Source organism: Paenibacillus sp. MAH-35 (assembly GCF_058135425.1).
The window spans coordinates 1-16,184 of the sequence record NZ_JBYUPU010000015.1; the positions used below are offsets into that span (position 1 = coordinate 1).

General features: G+C 55.2%; 15 protein-coding genes, 1 pseudogene and 1 riboswitch. Of the genes and pseudogenes, 5 read left to right on the forward strand and 11 right to left on the reverse strand.

Annotated elements, in window-relative coordinates; genetic code table 11:
- Positions 1–92, reverse strand: a pseudogene (locus tag AC3Y2E_RS17300) (IS200/IS605 family transposase); the annotation flags it as partial.
- Positions 93–295: 203 nt separating this feature from the next.
- Here AC3Y2E_RS17300 and AC3Y2E_RS17305 point away from each other — a divergent pair.
- From AC3Y2E_RS17305 to AC3Y2E_RS17315, 3 genes are all read left to right on the forward strand, one after another.
- Positions 296–1,378 (forward strand): sialidase family protein, encoded by a 1,083-nt coding sequence (locus AC3Y2E_RS17305; RefSeq protein WP_379212489.1) that lies wholly within the window; start codon positions 296–298, stop codon positions 1,376–1,378.
- A gap of 89 nt (positions 1,379–1,467) precedes the next feature.
- Positions 1,468–2,052: a DNA-3-methyladenine glycosylase I gene (locus AC3Y2E_RS17310; protein WP_379212491.1), complete on the forward strand. Its 585-nt coding sequence runs from the start codon at positions 1,468–1,470 to the stop codon at positions 2,050–2,052.
- Positions 2,053–2,118: 66 nt separating this feature from the next.
- Positions 2,119–2,263: riboswitch (cyclic di-AMP (ydaO/yuaA leader) on the forward strand.
- Positions 2,264–2,270: 7 nt separating this feature from the next.
- Positions 2,271–3,095: a 3D domain-containing protein gene (locus AC3Y2E_RS17315; protein ID WP_379212493.1), complete on the forward strand. Its 825-nt coding sequence runs from the start codon at positions 2,271–2,273 to the stop codon at positions 3,093–3,095.
- Between the two features lie 12 nt (positions 3,096–3,107).
- Here AC3Y2E_RS17315 and AC3Y2E_RS17320 read toward each other — a convergent pair whose 3' ends face one another.
- Positions 3,108–4,127 carry a polysaccharide deacetylase family protein gene (locus AC3Y2E_RS17320; RefSeq protein ID WP_379212495.1) on the reverse strand — a complete coding sequence of 340 codons (1,020 nt, stop codon included), beginning with the start codon at positions 4,125–4,127 and terminating at the stop codon, positions 3,108–3,110.
- Between the two features lie 54 nt (positions 4,128–4,181).
- Here AC3Y2E_RS17320 and AC3Y2E_RS17325 point away from each other — a divergent pair, with 54 nt between their 5' ends.
- Positions 4,182–4,790 carry a DnaJ family domain-containing protein gene (locus AC3Y2E_RS17325; protein WP_379212497.1) on the forward strand — a complete coding sequence of 203 codons (609 nt, stop codon included), beginning with the start codon at positions 4,182–4,184 and terminating at the stop codon, positions 4,788–4,790.
- 72 nt (positions 4,791–4,862) lie between these two features.
- On the opposite strand, the gene AC3Y2E_RS17330 is transcribed toward AC3Y2E_RS17325, so the two are convergent.
- The 4 genes from AC3Y2E_RS17330 to AC3Y2E_RS17345 all read right to left on the reverse strand — a co-directional run bounded on the left by AC3Y2E_RS17330 (position 4,863) and on the right by AC3Y2E_RS17345 (position 8,362).
- A complete protein-coding gene (locus AC3Y2E_RS17330) occupies positions 4,863–5,378 on the reverse strand; it encodes an acyl-CoA thioesterase (RefSeq protein ID WP_317891254.1) in 516 nt (171 codons plus the stop codon).
- A 254-nt stretch (positions 5,379–5,632) separates the two neighbouring features.
- Positions 5,633–6,067 carry a chemotaxis protein CheW gene (locus AC3Y2E_RS17335; protein WP_379212500.1) on the reverse strand — a complete coding sequence of 145 codons (435 nt, stop codon included), beginning with the start codon at positions 6,065–6,067 and terminating at the stop codon, positions 5,633–5,635.
- 22 nt (positions 6,068–6,089) lie between these two features.
- Positions 6,090–7,679: a methyl-accepting chemotaxis protein gene (locus AC3Y2E_RS17340; RefSeq protein ID WP_379212502.1), complete on the reverse strand. Its 1,590-nt coding sequence runs from the start codon at positions 7,677–7,679 to the stop codon at positions 6,090–6,092.
- The gene (locus AC3Y2E_RS17345) at positions 7,676–8,362 is read right to left on the reverse strand and encodes an HD-GYP domain-containing protein (RefSeq protein ID WP_190930192.1); all 687 of its coding nucleotides are present in this window, start codon (positions 8,360–8,362) and stop codon (positions 7,676–7,678) included. Before AC3Y2E_RS17345 ends, AC3Y2E_RS17340 begins: the two co-directional genes overlap by 4 nt.
- A 315-nt stretch (positions 8,363–8,677) precedes the next feature.
- Here AC3Y2E_RS17345 and AC3Y2E_RS17350 point away from each other — a divergent pair, with 315 nt between their 5' ends.
- Positions 8,678–9,241 carry a site-specific integrase gene (locus AC3Y2E_RS17350; protein ID WP_379212505.1) on the forward strand — a complete coding sequence of 188 codons (564 nt, stop codon included), beginning with the start codon at positions 8,678–8,680 and terminating at the stop codon, positions 9,239–9,241.
- Positions 9,242–9,744: 503 nt separating this feature from the next.
- Here AC3Y2E_RS17350 and AC3Y2E_RS17355 read toward each other — a convergent pair.
- From AC3Y2E_RS17355 to AC3Y2E_RS17375, 5 genes are all read right to left on the reverse strand, one after another.
- Positions 9,745–10,896 carry a Ger(x)C family spore germination protein gene (locus AC3Y2E_RS17355; protein ID WP_379212507.1) on the reverse strand — a complete coding sequence of 384 codons (1,152 nt, stop codon included), beginning with the start codon at positions 10,894–10,896 and terminating at the stop codon, positions 9,745–9,747.
- A complete protein-coding gene (locus AC3Y2E_RS17360) occupies positions 10,893–12,362 on the reverse strand; it encodes a spore germination protein (RefSeq protein ID WP_379212509.1) in 1,470 nt (489 codons plus the stop codon). The genes AC3Y2E_RS17355 and AC3Y2E_RS17360 overlap by 4 nt, the downstream gene beginning before the upstream one ends.
- Positions 12,359–13,456: a GerAB/ArcD/ProY family transporter gene (locus tag AC3Y2E_RS17365; protein WP_379212511.1), complete on the reverse strand. Its 1,098-nt coding sequence runs from the start codon at positions 13,454–13,456 to the stop codon at positions 12,359–12,361. Before AC3Y2E_RS17365 ends, AC3Y2E_RS17360 begins: the two co-directional genes overlap by 4 nt.
- Before the next feature lie 163 nt (positions 13,457–13,619).
- On the reverse strand, positions 13,620–15,095 hold the full coding sequence (locus AC3Y2E_RS17370; RefSeq protein WP_379212513.1) for a sensor histidine kinase: 1,476 nt from the start codon (positions 15,093–15,095) through the stop codon (positions 13,620–13,622).
- Positions 15,092–15,775 (reverse strand): response regulator transcription factor, encoded by a 684-nt coding sequence (locus AC3Y2E_RS17375; RefSeq protein WP_332075258.1) that lies wholly within the window; start codon positions 15,773–15,775, stop codon positions 15,092–15,094. The genes AC3Y2E_RS17370 and AC3Y2E_RS17375 overlap by 4 nt, the downstream gene beginning before the upstream one ends.
- Between the last annotated feature and the right edge of the window lie 409 nt (positions 15,776–16,184).

Genomic DNA, 16,184 nt, shown 5'->3' on the forward strand with positions numbered 1-16,184 from the left:
TCCACAAGTATCTTGTGTCGGTACTTTACGCACCATACGATGTGGTACTGAATGGCATAGACGTAACCACGACCACGCTTTATTTCTGACACATAATCACCTCTGATTACAGGATAACATATGTCAGCGTTGTTCACCTATAGAAACCTTGACATTAAAGGGATTGTTGTAATAGTCACCTAAACATGTATCGGATAGTTATCGTGGCATAAGCCACGCCCTATCCGATGTTTTCTAACTCATGACTGAAGTCACGAGTTTGCGAAAACTATGCATCAAACAGGAGGAACTGCCGATGAATTACTGGAAGCCGGTCAAGCCGGACGGACTGGAGCATGTCGTCATTTACAGAAACGATAACGAGTTTTGTTCGTGGCCGTTTAACGCGGGGATGTGGAAAATAGCCGAAGACGACATCCTGGTAGGCTTCATGAACATCGCCTGCGACTACTTGGTGCCCGGCAATCTGAAGCACGACCGGATAGAGACGTACAGCCGGATCGCAGCCGTTCGCACCCGGGACGGGGGACGCACATGGACCGCCGCAACCGAAATCGCCGATAATTACAGGCTCGGCGAGAAGCTGCTGTACGGCCGCAAGCACGAAATCACCGAGGGCAGCGATTTTGACGATCCTCACGTGCTGCTCGCTTGCTGGAGCACGCCCAATTCCGGCTCCGATCAGGCACGCGCATGGGTCAAACTGTCGCGCGACGGCGGCGTTACGTGGGGAGAAGCCAGCATGCTGCCGGACTGCGGCATTCCCCGCTACCAGGGACGGCCCTCCTATATCGTACGCCCCGACGGAGTTATTTTGCTCTTTTTGACCGCAAGACCGAAGACGAATCCTCATGACCGTCCGGTCGTATTCGCCTCGTTTGACAACGGCTGTAATTGGAGCCTCGTATCCCTTATGCCCGGCAGCCAGGAATACCGCGTCATCTGCCCGTCCCCGGTCCTGATGCCGGACGGCACGATTCTCGTTGCAGTCCGGTGCAAACCGGCAATGATCGCCGCCTGGAACGAGCTGTACGCTTCCGACGACGGAGGATTAACGTGGCGATTTATTAACCGCATCAACGATCATGGGGACGTTGTACACTTATCGCTCCTCGCTAACGGGTGTTTGTTCGCTGTCTACGGCTACAGGCGTCCGCCGTACGGCATCCGGGCGCGTGCAAGCGAAGACGGGGGTGCGACGTGGGGGCAAGAGCTGATTCTGCGCGATGACGGCGGCAGCCGGGATCTCGGTTATCCCCGCGCCGTCGAGGTGCGTCCGGGCGAAGTGCTGGCCTCCTACTACTTTCACGATGCAGATGATCCGGGCGGTCACAAGGACGCGACCCGTTATATCGCAGGAACGATACTAAGACCCTGAGCCTGCTATCGGGACAGGAATTTCGCCTTCGGAGGCATCCTCCGTTATACTGGAAGGACTGGGTGGATACCTAAGGAGGCGATTTTCTCATGCAGGAACCTTTGAAACGCTGCGGCTGGGTCACAGACAGCCCGCTCTACCGGGATTACCACGACCGGGAATGGGGCGTGCCTGTTCACGAGGATCACGCCCTGTTCGAGCGGCTCGTACTGGAGGGCGCTCAAGCCGGCCTTAGCTGGTACACGATTCTGCGCAAGCGGGAACAGTACGGCGAAGCGTTCGACCGGTTCGATCCGGTACAAGTCGCCGGATATGACGACCGCAAAATAGAGGAATTGATGAATAACGAGGGCATCGTGCGCAACCGGGCCAAAATCGCGTCCGCCGTTCGCAACGCCCGATGCTTCCTTCAGGTTCAGCAGGAGTTCGGCAGCTTCGACGCATATATATGGCAATTTGTCGGAGGACATCCGATCCGCAACCGCTGGGATCATTTGCAGGATGTGCCCGCCTCCACCCCCATCTCGGAAGCGATGAGCAAAGATTTAAAAAAGCGCGGCTTTACCTTCGTCGGCCCGACGATTTGCTACGCGCTTATGCAGGCAACCGGGATGGTGCAGGACCATGTGACGAGCTGTTTTCGGCACGGCGAAATTGCAACTGGAAAATTTTGAGGCTTTCCCCTTCCGTCCGACATATGTTAGCCTTCTACAAGAAGCCGAAACTTCAAAACTGCGAAGTTTTACCATTCGCGGTTTCCATAAGTGCGGGGGATTATCACCAAGCGGACAAGTCCGCTCCGGGGTGAATCGCGTTTCTGCGCGTAGGGTTGTATCCTCAGCCCGAATCCGACAACTAACCTCGTAGGCCGTCAAAAGGAGAGATGCCGTTCGTGAAGTACTTACCCTGGAAGCACGCTTTGCTTGCGGGCAGTTTCGCTTTGTTCGCCCTATCCGGAACCGGATCGTCAGCAACCGCAGGGGGGCGTCCCTACGACCCGGCCTTGATGCCGATGCTGGCTCCGTTTGTTTTTCAGACTCATTTATTTGCAGATGGCGGGACGTTGTCTCCCTCCGCATATCCGGCTCAAGGAATCGTGACGGTATTGGCCTCAGCGGAACCAGCGGCCGCCGTACTCGCAGAGACGGCTCAGCAGGCTGCAGAACAGCAGCCCCAGCAGGCTCCCGCAGCATCTGCTGCAGTTGCCAGCGCACCCGCCAAGCCGAAGGCCGCCGCTTCAGCCGCATCCGATACAGCGAAGAAAGCGCAACCAAACCAAGCCAAAAAAGCAGCTCCGGCAGCGGCCCAACCGAAAGCCGCAACCGAAGCGAAAGCTACCGCCAAGCAGCCGTCAACGAACCAGCCGGTCGTCACGGTGGCGGGCAAAGAGATCAAACCTGCCAAAACCATCGCTGCAGTCGCCTCCGCCTATACAGGCAGCGCGGAAGAAAACGGCGGTTATGCCGGACTTGATTATTTCGGCAATACGCTGAAGGTCGGCACCATTGCCGTAGACCCCAAAGTGATTCCGCTCGGAACGACCGTATACGTCACCGGTTATACGTTCGACGGTCTGCCGGCCGGAGGAATGATGGCGGTAGCGTCCGACACGGGCGGCTCGATCAAGGGCAACCGGATCGATATCTTCGTGCCGAGCTCGGGCGAGCAAGCCAAATTGTTCGGTTACCAGAATGTAACCGTGTATGTCGTCGACTAGCAGTCGGCGGCATTATTTGCTTTTGGGCAGCTTCAGCAGTTCGGGAACCGTGACCAGCCCGTAGCCCTGCTCTCTCAGCTTCGCGATGATGCCGGGCAGCGCTTTGACGGTGCCGGACAAGTCTTGACTGTCTCCTCCGGCCGAATGCTGCAAAACGATCGCTCCGGCCTTCGTATGACCGAGAATGTTGCCTAACACTTGCTGTTCCCCGAGGTTTTTCCAATCAAGCGAATCGACGTTCCAGTTGACGATGACGTATCCTCTATTTTTGGCCCACTGCAGCTCATCTTCATCAATCGCTCCATAGGGAGGACGCACCAGCTTGGGCCGGTAACCGGCGAGCCGGTTCAGCACCTCCTCCGCCTTCTCGATTTCCGAAGCAAATTCGTCCACCGTTAATTTGGTAAACTGCGGGTGGCGGTACGAATGATTGCCGATCGCATGACCTTCCCGTACGATCCGTTTTACGATATCCGGATGCTCCTCCGCCTTTTTGCCCAGCAGGAAGAAGGTCGCCTTCACGCCATTGGCCTTCAATACATCGAGCACTTGCGGGGTAAAGCGTAAATCGGGACCGTCGTCGAACGTCAGCGCGATCCGGGGTTCCTTCGCTGCGCCGCTTACCTTGAACCAGTCCGGGTACTTGGCTCTCAGCTCCGAGAGCGACAGCTTCCGTCCGGACGTGCTTTGCTGCGCGCTGACCGCCGGAGCTTTGGGCGGCGCTTTCGGCTTGGCGCTCGGCTTCGGCTTGGCTCGCGTCTCCTGATGCGGGGGAACTGCCGGCGGGTCCTGCTTGATCTCGATCGGCTTCGCCTTGGGCGGAACGGACACCGTATCGGATAGCCGCCGCTCCCGCTCGGCCGTTTGCGCCATCAGCTCCGTAAGCTCCTCCGTCCGAACAATGCTGTGCGGAACGTCCGACGCGTAGTCCCGCGGGGCTGGTACAGCCGGATTATTTTCTCCCGAACGCCCCGCGTTCCAGCAGCCGGACGCCAGCAGACAGCATACCGCGATTGCGGTGATCCGCTTCATAAGGCATTCCCCTTCCGTTTTAACGTTAGTATGAAGGTTCGGGGAACGATTTATGTGCCGGAACGCAGGAGCGGTCTCCTGCAAAATGTGGACGCGCCGGTTAGCCGCTTCCCGCTTGACCCGGTCCAGCCAATCCGCTACGCTAGAACCAAACCGTTCTATAAGAAAGCGGGGAATTACGCCATGTCGTCTTCTCGCAACAACCTTCCGGACGGCGGGGTTTATTCGGAACCTCCGCAGCGCCCGATCATCCCCTTGCCGGCCGATACATTTGAAGACCGTCAAGTCGCCATTTTACATTACAGGCGGATGCACCACTGGCTTGATGAGGCGTTCGAGGAATGCAAGCGCAACGGCGGCTTCGATCACTTGCCCGGCAAAGGAAAACCGGTCGAGGTGCCGACCGAGGACGTGCTGCAGACGATACTGAAAAATGCCAAAGTTCCGCCCCCATGGATTATGCTGCGCAAAGATATTCAGGAATCGATCGAATATACGCTCGAGCTGCTGCGGACCCATCCGGATGAACCATCGATCGACGCCCATATTAAGGACATTAACAAAAAAATAACGCAGCTGAACATTCAGTCTCCCAGCCTGTCGCTGCATCGACGCAAGGTGACGAGGGAAACACTGGAAGCTGAATTCGAGAAGTGGAAGTAAAATTGTCCGTATACCAACAAAGCCAGCAAGCCGTTTGAGGAAACGGTTTACTGGCTTTTGCTCGATATCCGGTCATTCCCAGGAATAGCTGGTCGTCAAAAAATCAGCGAACTTCTTGCTCTGCTCGCGGCGGTGGCGCCTCATATCCGCCCGTCCGTCTCCGGACTGGTGAAGCTGAATCTCCTCTTCAGATTCCGGCACGACCTGCGGCACGGGAATCGGCTTCTTGTTGTCGTCCAGCGCGACGAAGGTTAGAAAGGAGGTTGCGGCGATATGGCGTTCTCCGCTAAGGAGATCCTCGGTGATGACCTTGACGAACACTTCCATCGAGCTTCGGCCGGTCCAGGTTACATACGATTCCAGACATACGGAAGCGGTCATCGGGATCGGGGACAGGAAGTCCACCGAATCGGTAGACGCCGTTACCACAAAGCTGCGGCTATGCTTGGATGCGGCGATGGAGGCGATGTCGTCGATATGCGCCATCAGCTTGCCTCCGAACAGCGTATCGTAGTTATTCACGTCGGTCGGAAATACCCGGAACGTCTTGTAACATCTGGACTCTTTCGAGAAACGTTTCTCTACCACTTGATCACGCCTTTCCTTGCTGTCGGTCTCCACTAGGAGTAGGATACCCTAAAAACGGCTCCGCTTGTGTCATTATACCGCATTGGAAGCAAAAAAAACGATAACGTCACGGTTTCGCTCCCCTCGATAAAGGTTTGCCACAGCGGATACACGCCGGCACGTTCTAAAAATAAACAAGCACCGCTCCACCCCGAAGCAGTGCCTGCCGTTATGTTCTTTGTCCGGGCATCTCCTTAGACACGCTCTACCCGCCATTAATCCCGCAGAAGCACTTCATCCAGGTTTAAAAGGCCGACCAATTCCCCTTCCCTGACTCCGATACCGGTAAAAAAAGCTCCGCTCAAATCGCCGATCCGCTCCGGCGGAGGCTGAACAACCGGGTACAGGGTCACCTTGTTGACCAAATCGACCCGCACCCCTACCGATTGCTCCAGATGCTTAATGACCACGATTCGCGTTGATTTGGTATCCGTATCGTCCGCCATGCCGAACAACCTGCGCAGCGAGATGACCGGCACCACGTGCCCGCGCAAATTAATGACACCTTTCACATACGGCTTCGAATGCGGAAGAGGCGTAATCGTCTGCAGCCTAATAATTTCATGGATGTGCTCGATGCGGATCGCATAGTTTTCCTCTCCTATGCGAAACTCGATATATTGCTCTTGCCGAACGGTAGCCACGTTCACGTTCAAGCCTCCTAACGACAAATTAGCTGATCTTGAACACCGAGACGGACGTGTGCAGCTCATCCGCCAGCTGAGCCAGAGACTGGCACGTCGCAGCCGTCTCTTCGGAAGACGCCGCCGCTTCCTGACTGCCCGCCGCGATCGTCTCTACCGAGCTCATTACTTCCGTAGCCTGGGCCGACTGCTCCTCGCTTGCCGCGGCAATTTCATTCACCTTGCCCGCTGTCGTATCGACCATGCTGGCAATCCGCTGGAACGCATCGCCCATTTTGACCGATTGCTCCGTACTGACGAGTACTGCCGAGACGCTTTGCTTCGTATTGTCCTGCATCGTCTTGATGATCGTCGAGATCTGCTTGGTCGCTTCGCTGCTTCGTTCGGCCAGCTTGCGAACCTCGTCGGCAACTACGGCGAAGCCTCTGCCCTGATCCCCCGCCCGGGCCGCTTCGATCGCCGCATTCAGGGCAAGCAGATTGGTTTGATCGGCGATTTCGTCAATCACCTCGATAATATCTCCGATGCGCTGCGAATCTTCTTCAAGACGCGACATTTTTTCATTGACCGCTTGCATCCCGGCTACGGACGCCTCCACCGCCTTACCGCCCTCGCTTGCGGTACGCACCGTGTCCGAGGACAGCTCGGCCGCTTGCTCCGCGCTGCGGGCTACCGAATGAATCGCAGACGTCAGTTCGCCGAACAGGTCGGTGATCGTTTGCGCCGATTGGGCCTGGCTGGAGCTGCTGCTTGCAATTTCTTCCGTACTGGCCGATATTTGCTCGGACGCCGCCGCCACGCTTTGGGACGATTGGACGATTCCGCCGATCAGTCTTTGCAGATTATGAATCATCTCGTTGAGCGAGCCGGCCAATTGGCCGATCTCGTCGCGCGTGTCGATTTCGGATTGTTCCCGCAAATCGCCCTCCGCGACTTTCGCAATGAGTTGCACCATCTGTCCCAGCGGATTCGCGATCGTCCGCGCTATGTAATAACCGAGCAAAATGCTGATCACAAAAGCCAAGATGATGACCGCAACCGTTACGTTGCGCGCCGACGTGTAAGCCTCGCCGGATTCCACGTAGGTCGCTCCCGCGATCTCTACATTCATGTCGATCAGCTTCGTCAGGTGGGTTCTCATTTTTGTCGCGACCGGGTTCAATTCCTCCAGTTGAAATTTGCGGAACGCTTCCCAGTCGTTCTGATACGTAATCTGGCGAGCCTGATCGAACAGCTTATCGTAAGCGGCGTATGCCGGATCGAACGCTTTCAGCTCGTCCTGCTCCTCTTTTGTAACGGCAACTTTACGGTAAGATTCGATCTTGTCGACGAACTCTTTTTTGTATTCGTCGATTTCCCGGGACAGCTGATCCAGCTGTGATTTATCGGTCGTCGTGCTCATTTCCCGGATGGCTACACGCATCTGCTGATAGCTGATCTGCGCGGCCGACAGGTCTCGTACCGAGACGAGATTGTTGTTGTACACTTCCCGGACATTTCCGTTTAACATACTCATATTGGATAAGGCATACAGACCTACGGCCGCCAGCAAAACCGCAACCGTTACAAAAGCGGAAATCAGTTTAACGGATGTTTTCAAGTTCAGGAACCATCTCATTGTCCACTTCTCCTCCATGCTGTAGCATTCATTTGCGCCTCGTGAACATTTGTCTCCAAATTCCGCTTCCATCTCGAAGAACCCGGAAAGGGATACGTCTCGCAAAATTCAGTCGCCGCCCGAAATGACTCGAAAGGCACATTCAAAAACAATTCGACCGCGTCCGGATCGAATTGTGTGCCGCTTTGCCTGCGCAGCTCCTCTTTGGCCTGCTCGACAGACAACCCTCTGCGGTAGGGCCGATTCGACACCATCGTGTCGAAGGCGTCGATCACCGAGCATACCCGCGCCCATTCGGGAATCTCGCTTCCTTTCAAGCCATGCGGATACCCCAGACCGTCCCATCGCTCGTGATGATATTGCACGATATCGGCTACAGGAGGGTGCATGTAGCCGTTGATATGAAGCAGTCTCATCCCGATTTCCGGATGTCTTCTCATGCTTCTCCACTCCTCGGAGGTCAGAACGGTCGGCTTGTGTAAAATCTCAAGCGGAATCATCCGTTTCCCGATGTCGTGAATGCAGCAGCCCGCGACAAAAGCTTCCTTCTCTTCTTCCGTCCACCCCGATACATGGGCGGCTACAATCCGCGCCAGATGCCCGACCCGCAAGCTGTGCTCGTAGGTCATCCGGTCGCCTTTGTCCAAGAAACGGCGCAGACAATCCTCCATTATGCTCTTCACCGGAACTCTACTCCTTTACGTCCAGGAGCCGGAGCCGGCCTTTCGCCTTTAGACGTAAGCGCTGCTGTACCGGGCCGGAATGCTTGATCCATCAAAGCAAGGTCCCTCCTTTATCGACATATTTACTATCCGTAACGAACTCCGCTTCCTCGAATAGAACAAAATACCCATTTTGTTAGATCTGAAACCCTAAGTCTAAAGGCTCATTTCCCTTGTGGGAGTAAGGAACGTTGCAATTTCGACAATAATCGCCGATAATCTTATATAACATTATGTTTCAAAATATTGCATTTAATCTAACTAACGGAGACTCTCATGACTAACAGACGAGGTGCCAATGCCGTAGAGCCGATACGTGACTTGGAGCAAATTCAGCAAATCAAGGAATATTTGCTTCACCGGTCTTACCGGGATTATTTTTTATTTGTTTTCGGCATTAATTCGGGTCTGCGGATCAGCGATATTTTGCCGTTGCGGGTTATGGATGTGAAGTATACGAAGCATCTGAAAGTTCGCGAGAAGAAGACGGGCAATGCACGTAAAACGATCATTTCCGACACGCTCCGGAACGAAATCGAAAAGTACACGAAACGGTACGCAGACTCGGATTACTTGTTCCCGTCGAAGAAAGGAGGCGCTCCGATCAGCCGGATTCAGGCCTGGCATATTATTCATCAGGCCGCCAAAGTATGCCGGGTGGAAGGGGCAATCGGAACACATACATTGCGGAAAACGTTCGGATATCACTTCTATCAGAAGACGAAAGATGTGGCGATGCTGCAATACATATTTGGACATTCCAGTCCTTCCATCACACTGCGATATATCGGAATTAACGACGATATGGTGGACGAGGCATTGGAATCCTTTTCCTTATAGAACGAAAATTGTCTGACTATGTCGAAATTCTAAATGACAACTTGTTCCATAACCAGTATAATGATACTGTCTATGCCTTCCTCCTAACCTAACAAAATGGGTATTTTGTTCAGCGACAGTATTGGTATCCCCTAAACCGGTTGGCACCATTCGATCGGACCGCCGATTCACCACTGAGGTATGTCGTGAATCCGGACCTGAAACCGCTTTTCTATAAGAAGTTCGACGTTCTTCCGATAACCCGATCAGCCTTGATCTGACGCATACGAGTTGCGCCCCGCTGCCGTTTCCGAGCCGCGGGGCTTCTTTTTTTATGAAGCGTCTTTCTTGTGAAGGTATACGGAGGATCTCCCCTAAAGCTGGAAACCGCTCTTATTTACCCGTTGATCCCGATTATCGACCAAATAAGGGGTACAAATCGCTTTTACGCTTTTAATCAAACCTTCCCCGAAACCAAACAAAGAGCCTCTCGGACTCACTCCTCCGGAAGGCTCTTCTTCAAACTAATATTGATATTTCGGCTGCTTCGTAATCCGGTACATCCCCGAGTGCAGCAAGTCGACGCTCACTTCAATAGTGCCGAGATTGTACTCCTCCAGCGAAGTCATCCCGTTGCGGGTCAGCTTGCTCCAGACCGGAAAATGTTTGCGGTACAGCTCATGGTTGAGGTGAAACAGATCAAGCCCCTTCTTCCGGCCGTTCTCGAACGTCTGCCTGATTTGAGAGCGGATCGTCTCCACCGTCGCCCACTCGATTTCCTGTTCCGTCATCCCTTCCACCAGTTCCGCTATCGTAGCCGAACAGCTGAATTGGATCGAAAAGCTGCCGCCCGCCTCGTCAAACCGGATATCCGATCTTAGGTTTTCGATCGATAGCGAGGCGGAAGGTTGGCCATCGTGGCTGATCACCAGATCGCCGCGTTTCGAATCTTTCTCCATCCAGCGAAGTCCGATCAGCTCCGAATCTTTTACAAAGACCGGATCATTTCTCTGGGAGAGGGCGAAAACTCCCTCCACAACTAGCTTGCTATCGGGCGAGTCGTTTTTTTTCCATACTTCCCGGTCGATGGCCAGCATCGGGAGCAGCAAGCTGTTGCCGGGTTCTCGCAGCTGCGAGACCATCTTGTGAAGCCGGAGCGGACGAATGTAGGAACGCTGCCGGTAATTGTCTTCCGGCTGATGCAGAATCGACGCGAGCGGCGACAAATTAAAGAAAGGAGTGACTGTAAACAGCCGGTCGATCGGTTCGTTCGTGCCGTACACCCACTGCGTATACCGAATCTCGCGAAAACGGATTACTCCGTCTAAATATTGCAAAACGCCGTGTTTTAAAGCTTCCTGACTGAAGACGATCGACGACACCTGGCCCCAAAACACGCGCTGCTGCGACGTCCGATACAGCTGGTTCATCGCGTCGACGACGGTGATGCCCTCCTCCTTGCCCGACCACACATTTCCGGCCGCGCCGCCTTTGGAAAAATCAGGATTCGATACGTTGGAGAAGTCGAGCAGTTGGGCGTATACGACATATTTGCCGTCCTGGAAGTCGAGCGCGGCGACGTAGTTCGTATCCTGAATCGACTTCATATCCCAGCAGCCGCTCAAAAACAACACGACGGCTCCAAGGACCAGCGTCGTCCGTAACAAATAAATCAAGACGCATCCCCTCCCCTTCGCGTCCGGTCGACCGGCTTCAGGAACGAAGGCCGGCGCTTCATCAGCGCAAACGGCTTCGCCAATATCGCCTGCACCAGTTCCCTGTACCGTGGAGGAGATAGAGGCGCCAAGTAGGATACCCCGAACGTCTCCAGCGTCGCCAGATACAGCGTGAGCGCGACGACGGACAAAATGAAGCCAAACATCCCGAGTACGGTCGATACGAGTAAAATAATAATACGCAGCAGTGTGACGGCGCCGGAGAGCGACTGATTGACGAGCGTAAACATCGCCATCGTCGAGATCGCGACAGCGACAAGCGTAGCCGGTCCGGTGATGCCGGCCCGGATCGCCGCGTCGCCGACGATCAGCCCGCCGACTACGGCAACCGTTTGCCCGACCGCCTTGGGCAGACGCATCCCCGCTTCCCGGAACAGCTCGAACAGCCCCAGCATAATGAAAAAATCCATCGGCCCCGACAAGGGAAGCCCGATCCGGAGCGAAGAGATCGTAGCCAGCAGCGGAAACGGAATCTGATCGAGATTAAACGCCGTCACGGCAATATAAAAACCGGGCAGGAAGATGGCCACCAGCAGCCCGACAATACGCAGAATCCGCTCCATCGCGACATAATAATACGGAAAATGAACGTCTTCCGGCGACTTCATAATATACACCAAATTAGCCGGACCGAGGAGCGCCATCGGAGAGCCGTCCACCATAATACCCATTCTTCCCCGGAGCAAACTGTCGGCTACAAAATCCGGACGCCCGGTGTAGTCCAGAAGCGGAAACAAACTAAGGGACGAGCCCGTCAACCCTTCCTCCAGCTGACTGCTGCTGACCAGCCCGTCAACGTCGATGGCCTGGAGTTTCTGTCTTGCGTCGTCCACCAGATCGGGATCGATCACATCGTCGATATACAGCAGGGCGACCGATGTTTTACTGCGCCTGCCGACCGAATAAACCTCGCACTTCATCGAGTTCGACTTCAGCCTTTTCCGGACCAATGCCACGTTCACGCCTATACTTTCGGTAAACGAATCTCTCGGCCCTTTAATCGATACTTCCGAACTCGACTCCTCCGGATTCCGGTTAGGCAAGTTGCAGATGTTAAGCGTGTAGATCAAACCCGACGTCTCCAAAAATACGATCAAGTATCCGGAGAACAGATCGGCCATCACCGATTCCGTCGTCTGATCCGCAGCTACGGGCCGCAGCATCAGCCGCTGGTTGCGTTCCAGAAGAACGGGATCGACCGTGATGGCCTGATCCAGCATGTCCCGCAAATAAGGAAGTACCACTTCCTCGAGCGTTTGGTTATTGATCAGACCTTTGGCGTAGATCAGGACTACCCTATGGGTTGTTCCCGGGGGACCGAAGATACATGTCTCGACGGCTACGTCATGCGACTTGCTAAGCATCTCCCTGACGCTGCTCTCCGTCCATCTCGATAACGGGATCATGGGGCGGAACTCTCCTTTCTGCGTCCTGCCGGCAGTAGGGCGAATACAACTAGCAATATCGTCAGGACAAGATGAAGAATGAACTCACCGGGGAAAAACCAGTTTTGCAAAAAATCAAGCAAGGAAGCGTCGCTAAACGGAATAAGCATGCCGGCCAGGAACAGCAGACCCAACCAGGATTGCAGGAGCGTCCGGTTGCGCTGTTGGCGAATCCCAGCAATGTCGCCGATCAGAAACAGCGACAAAGAAATCCGGACGAACGAACCTGCAATCCACTGGTAGATCGAAAAAAAATCCACATGCGAAATAAACTTCCCCATCGTCACCATCCGCCACTGCTCGAAAGCCGGATACCGCTGATAGGCCGATTCGAACGGTCCGAATATCGCCAGGGAGCCGGTTAACGGTCCAAGCGTCAATCCGACGATGATGAAGCACATCACGATCAAGCCGGCCGGCCGGATCTTATTCGAGACGTGCTGCTGCATAAACAAAACGATCGTAAGCTCGAACAACGCCCCGCACGTGTATCCCATTGCGTTCAGAGCCGAAGTGTAGCCGTGGGTGAACAAAGGAAAAAGCAGGCTGTAATCTTTATATTGCAGATTGGCGCTCGCTACCATGTAGCCGAGAAAGACTACCCCCGGCAGCAAAATCCCCGATGTGACGGCGATCGCCCGTATTCCCTTTTTGGCGGCAAACCAGCAGACGAGCAGGAAGGCCAGAGCGATCAAAAGTCTCGGCGTGCGGGGCAAATACGTCACTTGCGTCCAGGTGATCGTATCCAGAAGCGACACAAATCCGACGATGGCGAAATAACCGATCAGGACGAATCGAAGTATAGCGCCGGGAACGATCCCGTACCGTTGGTGCAGCCAGTCGGTCAGCTTCTTCCGGTCGGTCGTGCGGATCGTGACATACAGCAGCGCTACCCATAGCAAAGCAGGCAGTATGGCGGCGGCCGTGCCGATCCAGGAATCTCTTTTGGCTGTCGAGAGCAGGACGGGAATCAACAGGACGTGATTGGAAATACCGATAAACAGCATAAGCATCATGTACAGCTGAAAGGCGGTAATCTTTTTATCCGTTCGCATCGATTCTCTCCCGTATGGCAGGCTGATCTTGGTAGATTCAAGTTATCTTTTGTAAGCGGGTCGCTTCTTATACCAAAATCCGGATACGCCAAAAAAGAACCGGAAGAAACCCGCATCGCTTCCCGCCATACGGATCATCCTTCGGCTCTATCCGTTCCCAATCTTAGTCCGGCGTCCCGCTGCGGGGAAGCCGGACGGTAAAGGTGCTTCCCGCTCCAGGCGCGCTCCGGACGCGAATCGTCCCACCGTGAGCGTCCACAATCGACTTCGTGATGGCAAGACCGAGTCCCGCTCCGCCCGACTTGCGGGTACGCGACGATTCCCCCCGGTAGAAGCGGTCGAACACATGCGGGAGATGCTCCTCGGGAATACCCGGGCCGTTATCCGCTACGGCAAGCTCAACCCCGTCTTCCGTCCCGGTTAAAGTCACCCCGATGCGGCCCGACTTCGGTTCGGTATGCTGGACCGCGTTCTGGAACAGATTCAGCACCAACTGCTTGATCTTGTCCGTGTCGTACCGGCATTTCGCTGCGGATTCGATCCGGAGCACGACCTCCCGTTCGCCTGCCAGCAGCCGCAGCTGGGACTCCATCTCTGTCAGCAGCCGGCCCAGATCGCCTTCGCTCCATACGACGGAAGGCGCGCGGTCCAGCTTGGCGAGCAGCAGCAGATCGTGGACCAGCTTGTTGATTCGCTCCGATTCGCCGTACATGCTCGTCAACGCTTTCTCCAGTTGGTTCGGCTGATGCATCGCTCCGCGCAGCAGCACCTCGAGAAAGCCGTGAATCGACGTAAGCGGCGTCCGCAGCTCATGAGAAGCGTCCGCGACGAACCGCCGCATCTGTTCCTTCGCCTCCTTCTCCGCGAGAAAGGAAGCCTCCAGCCGCTCCAGCATGCCGTTAAACGACACGGCCAGCCGGTCGATCTCCTGCTGGCCTTGCCGGGAAGGGAACCGTTCGTCGAGATTGCCGGCGTCGATCCGTTCCACGGTATCCACGATTTTGGACAAAGGAACGAGCGTCCGACGCAATACGGGAATAAAGGCAAGCAGGCCAAGCAGCAGCGCAAGCAAGGAGAGCGCGGAGAACACGAAGAGCTGATTAACCGCGACGTCGTGGAGCGGCGCCGTACTCATGCTTAGCTGGGCGACGCCGAGGATGCGCCCCCGGGAATCGATCGGCTGCAGCACGACCAGTTGCTCGGCTCCTTGCGCATCGCGCATCACGGAATAGTGCAGCCCGTCCTTCGGCTTCAGCTTCATCGCTTCCTCGTATTCGGCATCCTCCAGCCTCGGCGGCTCGCCGGCCTCCGGCCATCCGGACATATTGGTGAACGTGCCGGACGCATCGATGACGGCGAACGTCATATCCGGGAAGTACAGCATCGGCTTGCGTCCTCCCGGCCCTTCGTACCCCCAGTCCCCCGTGCTCAGAAGCACCTCCCGGGGAACCGAGCGAAGCTGGCCCTGCATGCTTTCCGCTTTGTTTTTAAACAAAAACTCGCGCATGAACACGTACTGGAATAACCCGATAAACAGTAAAATGACGGCTATTACGAGCAAAGACCGGGCCAGCAGCTGGAACCGCAGCGAATGCGGCGTTAAAGCCCGGGGAAACCGGAACCGTCCCCGCTTCTTCATGTCACATCAACCCGGTAGCCCGCTCCCCGCAGCGTACGGATGACCCGATGCTCCTTGTCTCCGAGCTTGTCTCTCAAGGACCGGATGTACACCTCGACGATATTTTCCTCACCGCCGAAATCGTACCCCCACACCTTGTCCAAAATCATACTTTTGCTAAGGACGAGCCCGTGGTTGGTCACTAAGAATTTGAGCAGCTCGTATTCGGTAGGAGACAGCTCCAGCACTTTATCCGCGTAACTGATCTCTTTGCGGCGATCGTCGATCCGGAACGGCCCGGCAGCCACTTCGCCCAGCAGATTCGGAAACTGATTCCGCACCCTGGCATGGATACGGGCGAGCAGCTCTTCGAAGCTGAACGGCTTGACGACATAGTCGTCGGCCCCGAGCGTCAGCCCTTTCACACGGTCGTCCACCTCGTCTTTGGCCGTCAGCATAATGATCGCGACATTTTCCGACTTTTTCAGCATCTTGCACACCTCGAAGCCGTCCATCCCGGGCATCATCACGTCGAGAATGGCGACATGCGGCTGAAATTGTCTGGCGACCGTGATCGCGGTCATCCCGTCCTGTGCCGTCTGTACGTCGAAACCTTCGTTCGTCAGACCCAGCTCCAGAAATTGCAATATATTCGGCTCGTCGTCGACAAGCAGCACTTTAATCCCCTTAAGCTGGCGCATCCTGGAAACCTCCCCAGTGTGTACTTCTTCTATTATCGCCCGCCACCCTGAAACGATGCTGAGCGGAACCTGAATGGCAACTGAACGTTTTTGAGGGCATCCTTTGGGCCCTCTTGAGCCTGCTGCTGCTGCCAATAAGCGCATCGGGTCGGGTGTGCAGCGCCGTTCTAACCGAGACAAACACAGTATTGTCTAGCTTTACGATACACGGAACCGTGGACCCGATCAAGAAAAGAACTTGTGGCGGCAAGGGGGCTTGGGGACATGAGATCAATAGGAGTAAGAGAGCACGTAGCAGTAGTGGGCAGAATAGGAGCTTTTTGGGGGAGGGGATTTAGGGTTTAGGTTTTTTGGGGGGATGGGGGGTTTTGGAGGGTTTGAAGGGTTTGGAGGTTTGGGAGGTTTGGGA

Excerpts from the sequence above, each read along its gene's own strand:
- AC3Y2E_RS17305 (WP_379212489.1), top strand. The coding sequence starts at position 296 with ATGAATTACTGGAAGCCGGTCAAGCCGGACGGACTGGAGCATGTCGTC.
- AC3Y2E_RS17310 (WP_379212491.1), top strand. The coding sequence starts at position 1,468 with ATGCAGGAACCTTTGAAACGCTGCGGCTGGGTCACAGACAGCCCGCTC.
- AC3Y2E_RS17360 (WP_379212509.1), bottom strand. The coding sequence starts at position 12,362 with ATGATCCCGTTATCGAGATGGACGGAGAGCAGCGTCAGGGAGATGCTT.
- AC3Y2E_RS17350 (WP_379212505.1), top strand. The coding sequence starts at position 8,678 with ATGACTAACAGACGAGGTGCCAATGCCGTAGAGCCGATACGTGACTTG.
- AC3Y2E_RS17370 (WP_379212513.1), bottom strand. The coding sequence starts at position 15,095 with ATGAAGAAGCGGGGACGGTTCCGGTTTCCCCGGGCTTTAACGCCGCAT.
- AC3Y2E_RS17340 (WP_379212502.1), bottom strand. The coding sequence starts at position 7,679 with ATGAGATGGTTCCTGAACTTGAAAACATCCGTTAAACTGATTTCCGCT.
- AC3Y2E_RS17320 (WP_379212495.1), bottom strand. The coding sequence starts at position 4,127 with ATGAAGCGGATCACCGCAATCGCGGTATGCTGTCTGCTGGCGTCCGGC.
- AC3Y2E_RS17375 (WP_332075258.1), bottom strand. The coding sequence starts at position 15,775 with ATGCGCCAGCTTAAGGGGATTAAAGTGCTGCTTGTCGACGACGAGCCG.
- AC3Y2E_RS17365 (WP_379212511.1), bottom strand. The coding sequence starts at position 13,456 with ATGCGAACGGATAAAAAGATTACCGCCTTTCAGCTGTACATGATGCTT.